The following is a 15,199-nucleotide window of genomic DNA, read 5'->3' as shown; positions in this document are numbered from 1 at the left end:
GCGCGAAGGCCGCGTGCACGACTACCAGGCCAAGAGCGGCGTGGAGCAGAGCTTCATCGTGGCACCCGAAGGTGCCCCCGACTGGGCGCAGGACCGCCAGGCGCTCTGGAACGCGGCAGAGGCACGCGAGACCCGCTCCAACAGCGTCACTGCCCGGGAGTGGGAGCTGGCGCTCCCCGCCGAGCTCGACGCAAGCGAGCGTAGGGTGCTCGTAGCGGGCTTCGCGGCCGAGCTGGTGGCGCGCTACGGGGTGGCGGCCGACGTGGCGATCCATGCGCCGCACCGCGAGGGCGACCAGCGCAACTGGCACGCCCATGTGCTCACCACCACACGGAGCCTCACGGCCCAGGGCCTGACCGACAAGACGCGGGTGCTCGACGCCAAGCAGACGGGCGGGCCCGAGATCGAGCACATGCGGGAGAGATGGGCCGAGATGCAGAACCACGCCCTCGAGCGGCGGGGGCACACGGCCCGGGTGGACCACCGGTCCCTCGCCGCGCAGCGCGAGGCCGCCCTGGCGCAGGGGGACGAGATCCGGGCCGAGGAACTGGACCGGCCGGCCGAGGTGAAGCTCGGGCCCGTGGTCAGCGCCATCGAGCGACGGGAGGCACTGGCGGCAGAGCGCGAGGACCGGGCATACCTGCCCCTCACCGAGCGGGGCGCGCAGGTGCACGAGGCGCGCCAAGCGCGAAGCCTCCTGCAGGAGCTGGGGCGCGTGAGGGACGCGCTTCGGGAGGAGATCCGCGAGCGGGCCTTCCTCGCCCGCGAGACCTACACCCACGCCCGCGAGGAGGGCGCTGACCGGATCAGGGCGGGGCTCGCCGCGCTCCGGGCCGCAGCTCAGCGGCGGGAGAGCGGGCGCGAGGGCATTGGGCGCGAGCACGAAGAGGCCAGGGACAGCATCAAGGACCGGCTCGCGCGCTTGCGGGAGCCAGGCCCCGAGCGGGCGCATGAAGCGGGCGCGGGCTCCATCGAGGAGCGGCTCGCGCGCCTGCGGGGGCGCGGCACCGGGCCGGGTAAGGAGAGAACGGCGGAGACTGCAAAGCAGCTTGGGGCGGGGCCGGAGCAGGGGCAGAGCCTCGGCGACATCCGCGAGCGGCTGGGGCGCATCCGAGAACAGGAGCAGAGCCACACCCACGAGAACATCCGCGAGCGACTAAACACGGTGCTGGACACGCGAACAAACCACCCAGCGCTCGATGAAGGACGGGAGCGGGCTCCATATGGAGCCCAAGATCCCGACGAACGTACGCAAAAGGAACGATAAAAGGTCAACTGCCATGTATCATTATTGGGCTGTCAAACATGAGAGGACCAACCTTGTGCGATCTCTTGAACGTCAGAAGCGGATCGCCGACAGGAATATTGAGTTTGGCTGGAACACCTCGCTAGCGTTTGCCGTCCGGGACTGTGAGGACGACCTTTCGGACTTCCTTCGCCTGAGCAGGCACGAAATGGCAGAAGGCTATTACTTCAGTCCTATGCTGGAGCCGAAGCCATGCGCCTCTGGGGAAGGTCACGTGATCTTTCAGTCTGATCTAGCAGCAGGCTCAGAGAGGAATGATAAGTTCAAATGCGTCATCAGTGATGGTGGCTCGAAGGACCACGCGCTGGTCGTGTTCCACCATTGGTATGCCCGAAACCGATACTCGTCCTTTGCGAAGTTCTTCGCCTCCAGAGGCATAACCGTTGTTGAAGCTACCCTCCCCTACCACTTCGAGCGTGGCTCCGACGACTTCTCGGAAGAGAGCTTCTTCAACGCCAACGTCGGTCAGACGCTCCATGCGTTCCGCCAGGCGGTCCTGGACGGTCGGAAGGTTGTTCGTTGGCTGAAAAGCGAGGGCTACAGGAAGGTATCCGTCGTGGGCATGTGCCTAGGCGGGACAGTCGCCGGACTGATCGCGGCAGAGGAGGCCGAGGTTGACAACGCGGTGCTGATTGTCTCTCCGGGCAGCCCGGCTGACCTGATTTGGACGTCTGAGACCATGCAACTGCTGCGTGGCAGAATAGATCTACACTTGTCTCGGAACGACCTTCGTGAAGCTTGGGCTTTGATCGACTTAGAGGCTCGTGCATCAAGGCTGGGGCGGTTCGCAACGAACTTCATGCTTGTGTTTGGAAAGCATGACACCGTTGTCCCGATCTATTCGGCGAACCGCTTTATTTCCGAGTTCAAGCGGTCTGGATACTCGCCGCGGGTACGGTGGTTGGATTGCGGTCACTCGTCGATCAGCGTTCAGCCCTATGGCATGATCGCCGCTTGGGAAGTGCTGCGGTTCCTGCGGGACAAGCGACCGCTTTCCGGCGTTCCTGATGACATCCATGATTGGGTGGACGACCAGGTCGTTTCCTTCGCCGAAGGAGTTCCGTTCACGGATCGTTATACGGAGACGACAAACCGCTACCTTGCGCGAAACGAAAGACGATTGGGCCGCTAACCTATAGGTTGGCTTATGAGGTCGTTTGCGGGAGGGCGCGGGGAGCTACGTTCTGGTGGGCCAGCGGTATGCGCCAGTGAGGTTGACGTGCTCCCAGCCGAGCGGCGAAGATTGGGCAGGGGGACGGCCAGGAGGGCTGGCGGAAGTGCCATGGCCGCGCGCAGGGCCGGACGGCGCATGGGACAAGGCCAAGCCCGCGCGAGGCGGATGGGTGGGCGCCAAGCCGGAGCCCGAGGACGGGCGGATGCGCCTCGCTATCCCGCTCGGCTACGGTTCCGACAAGGCGCGCTGGGAATGGATCGACGAGGCGGACCGGAAGCTCGAGGCCTGCATGACCGAGGTCGCCGTCGAGGTGGTGGTGACGGCGGAGCTCAAGTACCGCGAGCAGGTACTCCGGCAGCACCAGCACCGCGCCGAACGCAAGGCGGCCCTAGAGGAGGCAGAGCGCAAGGCTCGGATCGAGGCCGAGCACCAGGAGCGCGAGCGGCAGGAGCGGCTCGCGCAGGCGCGCATCGACCGGCTGCTCGGGGACGCGGCGGCCTTCCGGCAGGCGAGCGACATCCGCGCCTTCGTGGCCGTCGTGACCGAGCGGCTCGCGGGCGCGGCGGCGGAGGAGCGGGCCGCGCTCGAGACTTGGCTGGCGTGGGCCCTCGCGGAGGCCGACCGGATCGACCCGTCGCTCAACGGCGCCTTCCTGCGGCCCATGGAGGATTGATTGCAGTGCAATCACTCCTTATTCTTCCTGTTGTTCTGTCTTGGGAGCCTGCCGTCATGGCCAGCCTGACCATCCGAAACCTCGACGAGGCCGTGAAGCAGGGCCTGCGCCGGCGCGCAGCCGAGCGGGGCGTGTCCATGGAGGAGGAGGCGCGCGCCGTCCTGCGCGCCGCGGCCCTGGCCTCCCCGGGCCCGCGCGACCTCGGCGCGGCCATCCGGGCGCGCTTCGCCCCCCTGGGCGGGGTGGAGCTCCTGGAGGTCCTCCTGCCGCGCGAGCCCGGGCGCACCGCTCCCACCTTCGACTGACGCGGCTCGGCCGGAAGTGGACCCCTTGTGATCGTCCTCGACACCAACGTCGTGTCCGAGCCTATGCGGCCAGTGCCGGACGAGCGCGTCCTGCGCTGGCTGGCCGCGCAGGACGCGGGCACGCTTTTCCTCACGGCCGTGACCGAGGCCGAGCTCCGCACCGGTCTGGCGCTGTTGACCGCGGGCCGGCGACGCGAGGCGCTCACGGCGGCGCTCGAGGCGGTGCTCGCGCAGGACTTCGCCGGCCGGGTGCTGCCCTTCGAGGGCGGGGCCGCGGCCCGGGCCTACGCCGCCATCCAGGCCGAGCGACGCGAGGCGGGGCGGCCGATCGCTATGGCCGACGCCATGATCGCGGCCATCGCCCTGAGCCGAGGCCTGCGGGTGGCCACGCGGAATACAGGCGATTTCGAGGGGACAGGGGTGGAGCTGGTGAATCCGTGGAGGTGAGAGCGACCGCATCCGGGCTGTTCGCCCATTCGGGTCGAGATCGCAGCCCTCCGGTGTCATCTTGGGCCTGAAGCAAGGCTGCCGTCCTCATCGTCGGTTCGGCTCGAACAAGGGGATCGGCTTCGAGGTTTCCTGCGCCCGACCCGGCGGCGTACCTCGGCCCGGCTCGCGTCCTCGCCCTGCTCCATCGGGGCCGGGCATGCGCGGGACAAGCAGCCCGTGACGACCTTTACTTTCGCGCAGCTGCCACGGGCCGATCTCCAGATCGACGCCGTCTACCAGGGCGGGCGACAGGGGAACGCAGGGGACGACCCGCTCGGACCGCTCCTCAAGGTCAGCAACAGCGGAGGCTTCCGGTACCGCGGCAAGATGGACCGTTTCAGCCTGATCGTGCTCACGACCGGCATGGCCGATCCCGACTGGCCCGACCGGATCGACCGGGAGACCGGCATCCTCACCTACTACGGCGACAACAAGGTTGCCGGCCAAGCGCTGCATGCCACCCCTCGCCGGGGCAACGAGATCCTCCGACGTCTCTTCGAGGATGCGCACGGCGGCGTCGAAGGGCGGCGGAAGGTGCCGCCCATCCTCGTCTTCGCCACGACGCGCAGCTGGCGCGACGTCGAGTTCCTCGGGCTGGTGGTTCCCGGAACCTCGGACCTCCAGGTCTCGGAGGATCTGGTCGCGGTCTGGCACACCAGCGCGGAGAGGCGGTTCCAGAACTATCGTGCCCGCTTCACGGTCCTGGACACGGGCTCCATCCCGCGCCGCTGGATCGACGACATCATCAGCGGAGCGGATCCGGTCGCGAAGGCCCCGTCGGCTTGGCATCTCTGGCGGGAGACGGGTCAATACCGTGCGCTTCGCAGCCGCCGTTCGCTGCCCTGGCGGACCAGGGTCGAGCAGCAGCCGGCGGACGATCAGGGCAGGGCCGTCATAGCCGCCATCCACGCCCACTTCGCCGACGACCCGCACCGCTTCGAGCACTTCGCGGCAAGGCTCGTCGAGCTGCTGATGCCGGAGGCCCACGATGTCGACGTGACACGCCCGTCCCGCGACGGCGGCCGCGACGCCGTCGGCAAGCTCCGCATCGGCCGGAACGAAAGCTTCATTTCCGTCGACTTCTCGCTGGAGGCGAAGTGCTACGGGCCCGGCAGCTCGGTGGGCGTGCGGGACATCTCCAGGCTGATCTCGCGGCTCCGTCACCGCCAGTTCGGGGTCCTGGTGACGACCAGCCACGTCGATCAGCAGGCGTACCGCGAGATCAAGGAGGACCAGCATCCGATCGTCATCGTGGCGGCACGGGACATCGTCGAGCTGCTCAGGGCTCATGGCCGCGCCGACCTCGCCACCGTGAAGGACTGGCTTAATCTGGAGTTCGGATCCGTGCCGATGCGGTGAGGCGTCCCATGTGTCGGTGAGGAAGCCGGGCTCCGGGCTGACCTACGCCTGCAGGCTCTCCACGACCGCGTGCATGACCGGCGGACATACCCCGTTGCCCAACAGCTTTATCTTGTCGCGTCGTGTTCCCCGCGCCAGCACGTAGCCGTCCGGGATGCCCATGGCCCCCCTCAGTTCGTCGACCTGGAGCATCCTGAGCATCGGCTCCGAGCCCTCCCAGGTCACGAGCCCGAAGCGGTCGAGGGTCGTCAGGGTTCGCAAAGGGCGATCGATCCGCTGCCAGCCGCCTGCGCCGTCGCTTCCGTAGTAGACGACGAGGAAGGGTACGCCGGGCCCGAGCGCGGAGATCCCCCGCTCCGCCCGCTCCAGGGTGGCCTGCGCACGCCCCGGCGAACGCAGCGGCTTGGAGGGGTACCTGCCGTCGAGCCTGATGATCTCCTCGGCGTTGCGCCGCTCGGCCGTCCCATCGATCAGGCTGCCCGGCTCCCGGTCCCGGTCGCACACGACGAAGAGCCGCCTGCGCGTCTGGGGGACGCCGAAGTCGGCCGCGTCCAGGACGTGCGGCCGACAGCGATAACCCTGTGCGGCGAGCCCGTTCAGCAGGGGATGATATCCGTGCCAGTTTCGCAGCTGGACCACGTTCTCGAGCACCACGTATCTCGGCTTCAGCTTGGCGGCGAACTTCAGGACGTAGTGGGAGGTGCCTTTGCTCGTCTCGCAGCGTTCAGCCGCCCCCTTGGCGGGACTGTGGTTGGTGCACTCTGGCGAGGCGAGCAGGAGGTCGACCTCCCCCTCGGCGAAGCCCCTCCCCGGGGGGCTGTGCGGGCCCATGCGCCGCAGCTGGACCTTGGCGTCGGCGAAGTTGTCGGCATAGGTCCGGGTCGCGACGTCCCACGCGTCGATGCCGCCGCGGACCACGGCGCCGGCCATGCGGGCGCCCGCGCTGGACCCCCCGGCGCCACAGAACATGTCAAGGACCTGCAGGCTCATGCGTCCTCTGTAGCAGGTTCCGCGGCCTTGGCCAGGCCGCGCGCGGCAGCGATCCTGCGGAGGTTGTCGCGCAGTCGCCGTCGGACCTGCGGGGTCGAACGCTCGAGCTGATGCTCCCAGACCCGGACGACGGTCCATCCGTCGGCTCTCAGGGCGGTCCGGTTCCTGCGGTCGCGCCTGATGTTCGACTGGATCTTCCTTCTCCAGTCCGACGAGAGCTTGTGCTTCCATTCGTCGAAGCGCCAACCGTGCCAGAAGTCCCCGTCCACCAGGATGACGAGCCGCGGCTCGACCAGCACGAAGTCGGGCCGGCCGGGAAGGCCTCTGTCCTGTTCCGTGAAGTCCACGCCGAGTCTCTGGAGGATCTCCCGCATCCGCTTCTCCGGCCCCGTATCGCGACCGCGTATGCGGGACATCAGCGCCGAACGCTTCTCTGCGGACATGACATCCTTCCTGGGAGGCGAGCCCCCTTCGCCCTCGCCTTCCGGGCTGCTATCGACCCTCGTCCGTGCCGGTTCTGTCGAGGATGCAGCCGATCGAGATCGTCCCTTCGCCATCCGCCCTCCTGAAGTCGCTCCGTGGTCTGGGCTATTCGCCCGAAACGGCCCTTGCCGACCTCGTTGATAACGCGCTGGCGTCAAGGGCGCGCAGCATACGCATCGAGTTCGACTGGCGCGACGGCGATCCCCTCGTCGAGCTGCTGGACGACGGCGACGGCATGAGCGCCGCGCTGCTGGTGGAGGCCATGCGCTTCGGCGGTGCCGGACCGGACGCCACCCGCAGTCCCGGCGATCTCGGACGCTTCGGGCTCGGACTCAAGACCGCCTCTCTGTCGCAGTGCCGCCGGCTCGTGGTCTCGTCCCGGGCCGGTGATGAGGCCGGCCGCCTCGCATGGGATGTCGATGCCGTCGAGCAGGCCGGCAGCTGGAAGGCCGAGGTGCCGGAGCACGCGCCGCCGGGTCGGCTGGCTGCCGAGTTCGAGAAGGGTGGCCCCGGGACGCTCGTGTCGTGGACGAGGATGGATCCGCTCGGCGGACTGCACGGACTCGATCGGGCTGCGTTCAACGCAAGGATTGCCGACATCCGCGCGCATCTCGCGATGACGTTCCACCGCTTCCTTGCCGGCGAGGCGAAACGGATCCGCATGGAGGTCAACGGCCGCGCGCTCGTGGCCTGGGATCCGTTCTGCCGCTGGCATGGTGCAAGCATCGCCATGCCTCGCGACGTTATCCGCGGCCCGGGTGGGGCAGCCATCGTCCAGCCCTTCATCCTGCCGCACCGGGACAGGTTCGAGAGCGAGCAGGATTACGACGACGCCGGCGGTCCGGAGGGTTGGGGCGAGCGACAGGGCTTCTACGTCTACAGAGGCGACCGGCTGGTCTCGGCCGGCGGATGGCTGGGCCTCGGCGGTGCCCGGGCCTGGACGCGCGAGGAGTCGAGCCGGCTGGCCCGGATCGCCGTCGACCTTCCGACCACGTCCGACGCCGAGTGGCGTATCGACGTCCGGAAGTCGACGGCCCGACCCCCGCACTGGGCGCGATCCCGTCTGGTGAGCGTGGCCGCGGAGGTCCGCCGCCGCGCTCGCGAGATCTTCGTCTGGAGAGGCGGCGGGCGGCGACGCGGTCCGGCCCGCGCCGCACTGGCTTTCGACCTCTGGGCTGCCGGAACCTCCGACCGGCCGCCGCGCTACCGTATCGACCGCGGCCATCCTGCCGTGCGAGCCCTGGCGGGCTCCACCGATCCCGCTCTCCTGGAAGGGCTGCTTGCTGCCCTCGAACTTACCGTGCCTGTCGAGCGGATCTGGCTCGACGTCTCGGAGGAGGGCGGGGCGACCAGGGCCGATCCGAGCGACGAGGACGTGCGGGCGTTGGCCGCTCCCCTTGCCGCGCTGGTGTTCGCCGTCGATAGTGGAGCGGACGTTGGCGCACGACTCGACGAACTGCTGCGGTCCCTTGGCGTGGATACACCGGAGCTGCGAAGGGCCGTCTTGCAGGAGTTGCATCGGTAATGAGTGCGATCGATCCGGTCGCGAGACTGGCTGACACGGCGCGGGTGGCCCTCATGGCCGGGGGCGCCGAGGACCGGACCTTGTCGGTCGAGGAGATCCGCGCGGTCGTGGCCGCCTCGGCTCCCGTCCTTGCCCTGACGAGCGGTCACGCCTTCTCGGAGGAGGATATTGAGGCCGCGACCAGGAACCTCGAGGCGCTGTTCATCGTCTCGCAGGGACCCTCCATCAACCTTCGCGGCGAGCAGCGGCCGAGGGACTGGTACTTCGGCGAGCGCCGCCGACCCGGCGCCTTCATGTCCAGGTATCTCAAGAAGCTGGGCGAGGCCGGCTGGGCGCCCCGGCCGCTCAAATCCCTGGAGGAGAGCACGGCCGAGGTCATGGAACTCGTGGACGATCCCCAGCGGGAGGGTCCGTGGGACTGGCGCGGCCTCGTGGTGGGCAACGTGCAGTCCGGGAAGACCGCCCATTACGCCGGCCTTATCAATCGCGCGGCCGACGCTGGCTACCGCGTGATCATCGTGCTTGCCGGCATGCACAACATCCTCCGTCGCCAGACCCAACTCCGGCTCGACGAGGACTTCCTCGGGTTCGATACGGCAGGCTCCGCGCCCGACGGTCGGCGGCGCCGGGTCGGTGTCGGCCTCCTCCCGGGACCGGTGCTGCTGGTCGACAGCCTGACGACCTCGGAGCTGAACGGCGACTTCAACCGGACGGTCGCCCAGAACTCCAACTTCGCGCCCTCCGACCGGCCGTTCGTCTTCGTGGTCAAGAAGCAGGGCTCGGTACTGAAGAACCTCAACCGCTGGATTGCCCGCCTTCCCGAGCCGAGCAGGCGGGTGCCCCTCCTTGTCATCGACGACGAGGCGGACCAGGCGTCGCCGGACACCGGTGAACAAGGCGTCCTCCCGGATGGCAGCTTCGACGAGGATTACGACCCCAAGCGCATCAACGGGGAGATCCGGAAGTTGCTGCGCGCCTTCGAGCGCAGCGTGTACGTGGGCTACACCGCCACGCCGTTCGCCAACATCCTTATCCACGACGAGCGCACGGCCGAGGACTTCGGGGCCGACCTGTTCCCGTCGACGTTCATCGTGTCCTTGTCCGCTCCCGACGACTACTTCGGGCCACTCGCGGTGTTCGGACGCGACGACGACGACGGGGTCGAGGGCCTGCCGCTGATCAGGCACCTGGACCAGACCGGCGAGGCCTGGATGCCGGACTCCCACGACAAGACGCTGCGGCCGTCCTACCGCGGGCAGTCGAGGGTGCCTCCGAGCCTTGCCGCGGCGATGCGCAGCTTCATTCTCGCCTGCGCGGCCCGGACGGCCCGCGGGCAAGTCAACGTCCACAAGACCATGCTCGTGCACGTCTCGCGCTTCCAGGACGTGCATGATGCCGTGCACGGGCAGGTCGAACAGGAGTTGCGGGACATCCGCAATGCCATCTCCGCCCGGGACGAGGAGGAGCTTGCCGGCCTCAAGGCGTTGTGGATCGAGGACTTCGAGCCAACCACCGCCGCCATGTCGGGCACAGTATTCGCGCGAGCTCTTCGCCCGGTCTCCTGGGGGGACGTCGCCGTCCACTTGGCCGACGAGGCGGACCGGATCCAGGTCGCGGTCGCCAACGGTCGCAGCCGCAACGGTATCGACTACGAGGCGGCGGAGACGTCCGGCAAGGGCCTTTCCGTGATCGCCATCGGCGGCGACAAGCTGTCCCGCGGCCTGACACTCGAGGGCCTGTCGACCAGCTACTTCCTGCGCGTATCCCAGCAGTACGACAGCCTTCTCCAGATGGGCAGGTGGTTCGGGTACCGTCGCGGCTATGCCGACCTGTGCCGGCTGTACACGACGCCCGACATGGAGGCTTGGTTCAGGCATCTGGCGACGGTGAACGAGGACCTGCGGGCGCAGCTGGCCCACATGCGGATCACGCTGGCCACCCCGAAGCAGTACGGCCTCAGCATCGCGACCCACAGCGTGATGAACGTCACGGCGTCGAACAAGCGCAGGTACGGCCTGGAGCGCCCGACGAGCTATGCGGGAGAGGGCAAGATCCAGACGGTGCTGTTCCGGGACAAGGACACCGTCGAAGCCAACGCCGCGGCGGTCGAATCCATGCTGGAGGAGCTTGGCGAACCCGTCCCGGATCCCCAACGCCCCGGAGGTCGCGGGGTGTCCCGCGGCCTGCTCTGGCGGGAGGTCGGCGGCAGCACGATAGCTGCCCTTCTCGACTCGCTCGCCTTCCCCCCGGAGAGTACCGACGTGGACGGCAAGCGCATGGCGTCCTACATTCGCCGCCAGAACGGCCTTTCCGAGCTCACGCGTTGGACGGTGTTCGTCGCCGGCGGCACCGGATCCCGGGTTCCGGTCGCAGGTCGCCAGCTGGCGTCGGTCAAACGCACCGCACTTGATCGCTCCACTTCGACCCGCTTCATCACGAAGTCGATCCTGAGCCCCCTCGACGAGGCGATCGACCTCACGGACGAGCAGCTTGTCCGCGCCCAGGCCGAAACGGATCGCGTGCTCGCCCGGCAGGGGAAGCCTGCGGCCGACCGGCCCGCCGGGCCCTGGTTGAGGGAGGCAAGAGGCGAGGATCCGGGGCGCGGGCTTCTGATCCTCTACCCCATCGACCCTGCCGACCTCGACCTGAAGACCACGGTCCCGGCCTATGGCATCGTGGTCAGCTTCCCGACCTCGCGGACCGCCGCGTCCGAGCGGCGCCTCGAGAACACCGTCCGCCAGCGCGAGGCGATGTGACGGACGCTGCGCCGGGTCAGGATGCGCTTCTCGCCATGTGGAACGCGCTCGGAGCCGTCGCTCCGGGCGAGCGGCTCTACAGGACGCGCAGGCTGGGGCCGCGAAGCCGGCTGGACCTGCGTGTCGGCTATCGCGAGACGGACGGGGCTCCCTGTCTGGTCGTCGTCGCCGACGGGGTGGACACCAGTTCGATCACGGCGTTCGAGACAGGAGGGCTCCGGCTCGGACGTGCCCGCGACGAGACCGGAACCCTGCTGGTGCTCAGCCTCGAGGAGCCCGGACGACGAGATCTATTCGCGCAGGTCTGCGCCGACCTGATCCGTTCCGTTCCGGGCGACGGTTTGGCGTCGGCGGACGAGATCGTCCGGGCCCTTGCGGAACGGCTCGGCGCCTGGCGCGCGTTCCTCCGTGACAGGACGGGCGCGATGCAGCGCCACGAGATCGTCGGCATCGCCGGCGAACTCGTCGTGCTCGCGCGCCTGTGTGAGGCCGGACCGGAGACGCTGGGCTGCTGGAGATCGCCCGACGACGGCCTCCACGACTTCGAACGGAACGGCTGGGCTCTGGAGGTGAAGACCTCGCTGGGCCCCGGGGGCCGCCTGCACGTCTACTCGCTGGACCAGCTCGACGACGACGGCTTGGCCGAGCTGCATGTCGCGCATGTCCGGCTTGCGGAGGATCCGGCCGGGGCGGGCGTGGTCGCCCTGGCCGCCGGGGCCGAGCGACTCCTGCCGACTGAGCGCAGCCGCCGCGAGCTGCGCAATGCGCTCCTGCGGCGAGGGCTCTCACCGGAGGCGGACGATACGTTCGGGCCCGCCATGCGGGTCCTTGGCATCGACTACTACCGCGTCCGTGGGACCTTCCCGCGCCTGCGGCGCCGGGACGTCCCTGCGGGCGTCGTGGAGGCGAGCTACCAGCTGGAAACCCGGAGCCTCGTCCCGCACGCAGAAACGGAAGCCGAGGCTCTGGTGGGGGTCACACGATGACGGCGGCAGAGGATGCACTGGGGAGCTTCGCGGAAGCCCTCGTCCGCGAGGTGGACGAGGCGCGCGACGACCCCTCCAATCCGCTGCCCTCCAGCGAGGGCGTATTCACCCGCTTGGTGCTCGAACAGCTGGAGGAGGCAGGACACCTCGAGGGCGCCTTCGACCTGCACCAGGAGGGCCGGGTCGGACGCTCGACCTTCCGGATCAGCGGCTACGCGATGGACGAGGAGGCGGGCAGCCTGACGCTGTTCGCGACCCACTACATGGGCACGCTCCCGCCCGCGCGCGTACCCCTGTCGGAGCTGACGAGGACCGCCGAACGCGCGGTGACCTATGTCACGGCGTGCCTGGGAGGCTTGGCGGACCGCATTGAGCCCTCGAATACGGAGGCCAGCGATCTGGCGCGTCGGGTCGCCGAGCTTGGCCAGAGGATGGACCGGCTCCGGGTCGTCGTGCTGACCGACGGCATCGCGTCCTCCCTGCTCCCGGCGGAGATGGACGCCGGCGAGCGTCGGGTCGAGCTGGATCTCTACGACCTTGTCAGGCTGCACCGGGTGCTGGGCGAGGGACAGACCAGGGCCGACATCGACGTCGACCTGGTCGCCCTGGGCGGCACCAGGATCCCCTGCCTGCCGGTGGCAGCCGGGGCCGGGCAGTACGAGGCCTTCCTGGCGACGTTCCCGGGCGAGGTGTTGTCCCGCATCTACGACCGCTACGGCACGCGCCTGCTGGAGCTGAATGTCAGGGCGTTCCTCGGCTTGTCGGGGCGCAAATCGGTCAATGCGGAGCTCCGGCGCACGCTGGTCGAGCAGCCGACCATGTTCCTCGCCTTCAACAACGGGATCGTGGCAACCGCCGACGAGGTGAGGCTGGAGCGGGACGGCGGCGCGACGTTCCTGGTCGGATTGCGGGGCCTGCAGGTCGTCAACGGCGGGCAGACCACCGCCTCGCTCCACCGGGCCCGCCGCAAGGACGGTGTCTCGCTTACCGACGTGGAGGTTCCGGTCAAGATCATCAAGGTGACGGCGGGAGACCTCGAGGAGATGGTTGCTTCCATTTCGCGCGCAGCAAACCGTCAGAATGCGGTTCAGCAGGCCGACTTCTCGGCGAACGACCCGTTCCACCGGGAGGTGGAGACCCTCGCGAACAACACGTGGCTCGAGAGCGGGCGCGGACGGTGGTTCTACGAGCGCGCGCGCGGCTCCTATCTCGCGGCCGAACAGAAAGCAGCCTTCCGGGCCGGCGAGCAGCGCGCCTTCCGTGAACAGACCCCGAAGTCCCGCCGGCTCGGGAAGCTGGACTTGGCGCGCTACCTAGCTGCCTGGGATGGTTTCCCCTGGAGGGTGGCTTTCGGCGGCCAGAAGAACTTCCAGGCGTACATGCAGCGCCGCAAGGACGCCATGGCGCCGCCGCCAGACGCCACTTGGTTCCGCCGTCTGATCGCCCTGGCGATCCTCTACCGGACCACGGAACGGATCGTCCGCTCGCTCAAGTTCCCGGCCTACGGGGCGAACATCGTGGCCTACCTGATCGCCGCCCTCGGTGAGCGGACGGGCGGGCGCATCGACTTCGACCTCGTCTGGAGGCAGCAGCGCCTTTCCCCGCAAATGGAGGCCCTGATCACCGCCTGGGCCCCGGAGATCGACAAGGCGCTCCGGGCGAGCGTCGGCGCGCGCAACCCGACGGAGTGGTTCAAGAAGGAGGAGTGCTGGTCCGGTTTGCGCACGAATCTTCCCCTGCTCGTGGATCCATTACCTCCGGAACTCGTCGGCTCCGTAGAGACCACGACTCGCGCGTCCGAAGGTCCCGGTGCGCTTGGTGCTGCCGACTACGATCGCATAGAAGAGTGCATGCGTGTGCCTGCGGCCGAGTGGGTGGCAACCGCCGAAGCTGGCCAGCGGAAGGGGGTGCTCCACTACAAGCTCGCCGGCATTTGTATGACGCTGGCCGGCTACGCTGCCGGGGGCTGGGCACGCCGCCCATCCGTCAAGCAGGCGAAGCACGGCCTGGAAGCATTGGCAAAGGTCAAAGACGCGGGATTGGTGGCAGGCGAGTGATCGCCGGCTGCGCCGGGTGTCGACGCCTACCTGTATCCTCTGCGTCGCTTGGTCCTGGCCATCCGCGCCAGCTCGTCCAGGGCAGCCTGCAAACTGTCGTGCCAATCTGTCCGCCTCTGTCCCTGGTTGTCGATCCGGCCCCAGTGGCGCACCACCCCGCATTCGCCGAAAAGGCTGGTCGACAACGCTAGGCTGTAGAAGCGGCGCATGTTGCAGGACGGGTCCACGCGGGTGAGATGGAGAGGCGCGGGATCCGGGGTGGCGAGAACGGGCGCAGGCTCGGGTAGAGTCGGAACCGGAAGAGGCGGCTGCGTCGCTAGCCAGTCCAGCAGGTCGAGCTGCTCGGGCTCGCTCATGACCCAACCCCTCCCATGCTGTGCCTCCGTGCGCCCGGGAAGTAGGCGTAGAAGGTGGCCCGGCTCACGCCCAGCCTCTTCGCGATTTGCGCCACGGGGATGCTCGGGTCCTTGAGGAGGGCGCGCGCCATCGCGAGGTCCTCCTCGGAAAGCTTCCTGCGCCGTCCGCCCTTGCGGCCCCGGGCGGCCGCGGCCTTCAGGCCTTCGAGCGTCCTCTCGCGGTTCAGGTCCAGAAAGTACTCGGCGATGGTGCCCAGGAAGTTGAACATGAGCCGGCCCGTGGGCGTCTCGGTGTCCACAGCCTCGGTGAGGGAGCGCAGCTTCACCCCCTGGCTCTGGAGCTTGTGGGCGGTGTCGAGCATCTCCCGAAGGGAGCGCCCCAGCCGGTCCACCTTCCAGACCACCAGCTGGTCCTCGGGGCGGAGATACGCGAGCGCCGCCTCGAGGGCCGGGCGCTTAGTGCCGGCTCGCCCGCTCTCCTTCTCTTCGAAGATGCGGCCGCACCCGACCCGCTGCAGCGCGTCCCGTTGCAGGTCCAGGTTCTGGTCGTCGGTCGAGACGCGCGCGTAGCCGATCAGCATGTCAGGATAGTAGCCGGGCAGGATATCTCGGACAGATGATTTATTGACACGATTTTCGGACAGGAAAGTGCTTCACTGGCGAGGTCCGTGTAACCGCTGCCGCTATTTGGCCGGGTTCGGCTGGGGCTGGCTGGCCGCCTGGTGGGCGCGGACGTAGGC

The 15,199-nt window shown here is 68.5% G+C and carries 14 protein-coding genes; 10 read left to right on the top strand and 4 right to left on the bottom strand.

Features of this window, described 5'->3' with window-relative positions:
• The 6 genes from mobQ to FHG66_RS20240 form a co-directional block, all read left to right on the top strand.
• A partial coding sequence (gene mobQ, locus FHG66_RS20265) for a MobQ family relaxase (RefSeq protein ID WP_139078965.1) occupies positions 1-1,267 on the top strand: 1,267 nt, incomplete at its 5' end.
• A 13-nt stretch (positions 1,268-1,280) separates the two neighbouring features.
• Positions 1,281-2,438, top strand: a complete 1,158-nt coding sequence (locus FHG66_RS20260; protein WP_176556373.1) for an alpha/beta hydrolase family protein — start codon at positions 1,281-1,283, stop codon at positions 2,436-2,438.
• 244 nt (positions 2,439-2,682) lie between these two features.
• The gene (locus FHG66_RS20255) at positions 2,683-3,153 is read left to right on the top strand and encodes a hypothetical protein (protein ID WP_139078963.1); all 471 of its coding nucleotides are present in this window, start codon (positions 2,683-2,685) and stop codon (positions 3,151-3,153) included.
• Between the two features lie 56 nt (positions 3,154-3,209).
• A complete protein-coding gene (locus FHG66_RS20250) occupies positions 3,210-3,458 on the top strand; it encodes a FitA-like ribbon-helix-helix domain-containing protein (RefSeq protein ID WP_139078962.1) in 249 nt (82 codons plus the stop codon).
• Between the two features lie 27 nt (positions 3,459-3,485).
• A complete protein-coding gene (locus tag FHG66_RS20245; protein ID WP_139078961.1) occupies positions 3,486-3,905 on the top strand; it encodes a type II toxin-antitoxin system VapC family toxin in 420 nt (139 codons plus the stop codon).
• Between the two features lie 219 nt (positions 3,906-4,124).
• Complete coding sequence (locus tag FHG66_RS20240) at positions 4,125-5,306, top strand: restriction endonuclease (RefSeq protein ID WP_139078960.1); 1,182 nt, start codon at positions 4,125-4,127, stop codon at positions 5,304-5,306.
• A 42-nt stretch (positions 5,307-5,348) separates the two neighbouring features.
• On the opposite strand, the gene FHG66_RS20235 is transcribed toward FHG66_RS20240, so the two are convergent.
• Both FHG66_RS20235 and FHG66_RS20230 read right to left on the bottom strand, forming a co-directional pair.
• On the bottom strand, positions 5,349-6,296 hold the full coding sequence (locus FHG66_RS20235) for a DNA cytosine methyltransferase (RefSeq protein ID WP_139078959.1): 948 nt from the start codon (positions 6,294-6,296) through the stop codon (positions 5,349-5,351).
• Entirely contained in the window at positions 6,293-6,739 is a 447-nt protein-coding gene (locus FHG66_RS20230; RefSeq protein ID WP_139078958.1) for a very short patch repair endonuclease, read from the bottom strand. Before FHG66_RS20230 ends, FHG66_RS20235 begins: the two co-directional genes overlap by 4 nt.
• Positions 6,740-6,822: 83 nt before the next feature.
• Between FHG66_RS20230 and FHG66_RS20225 the strand changes: the two genes are divergently transcribed.
• From FHG66_RS20225 to FHG66_RS20210, 4 genes are read left to right on the top strand one after another with little or no spacing between them, the layout of a single operon-like run.
• The gene (locus tag FHG66_RS20225) at positions 6,823-8,304 is read left to right on the top strand and encodes an ATP-binding protein (protein ID WP_139078957.1); all 1,482 of its coding nucleotides are present in this window, start codon (positions 6,823-6,825) and stop codon (positions 8,302-8,304) included.
• On the top strand, positions 8,304-11,060 hold the full coding sequence (locus FHG66_RS20220; RefSeq protein ID WP_218013931.1) for a Z1 domain-containing protein: 2,757 nt from the start codon (positions 8,304-8,306) through the stop codon (positions 11,058-11,060). Before FHG66_RS20225 ends, FHG66_RS20220 begins: the two co-directional genes overlap by 1 nt.
• A complete protein-coding gene (locus tag FHG66_RS20215) occupies positions 11,057-12,046 on the top strand; it encodes a PD-(D/E)XK motif protein (protein ID WP_218013930.1) in 990 nt (329 codons plus the stop codon). Before FHG66_RS20220 ends, FHG66_RS20215 begins: the two co-directional genes overlap by 4 nt.
• Positions 12,043-14,103, top strand: a complete 2,061-nt coding sequence (locus tag FHG66_RS20210) for an AIPR family protein (protein ID WP_139078956.1) — start codon at positions 12,043-12,045, stop codon at positions 14,101-14,103. Before FHG66_RS20215 ends, FHG66_RS20210 begins: the two co-directional genes overlap by 4 nt.
• A 26-nt stretch (positions 14,104-14,129) precedes the next feature.
• On the opposite strand, the gene FHG66_RS20205 is transcribed toward FHG66_RS20210, so the two are convergent.
• The gene (locus FHG66_RS20205; protein WP_139078955.1) at positions 14,130-14,459 is read right to left on the bottom strand and encodes a WGR domain-containing protein; all 330 of its coding nucleotides are present in this window, start codon (positions 14,457-14,459) and stop codon (positions 14,130-14,132) included.
• Entirely contained in the window at positions 14,456-15,040 is a 585-nt protein-coding gene (locus FHG66_RS20200) for a recombinase family protein (protein ID WP_139078954.1), read from the bottom strand. Before FHG66_RS20200 ends, FHG66_RS20205 begins: the two co-directional genes overlap by 4 nt.
• Positions 15,041-15,199 lie beyond the last annotated feature (159 nt).

The organism is Rubellimicrobium rubrum (genome assembly GCF_006152115.1).
GTDB lineage: Bacteria > Pseudomonadota > Alphaproteobacteria > Rhodobacterales > Rhodobacteraceae > Rubellimicrobium > Rubellimicrobium rubrum.
The sequence above is the reverse complement of the archived record's forward strand: the minus strand, read 5'-3'. Positions and strand labels throughout refer to the sequence as shown.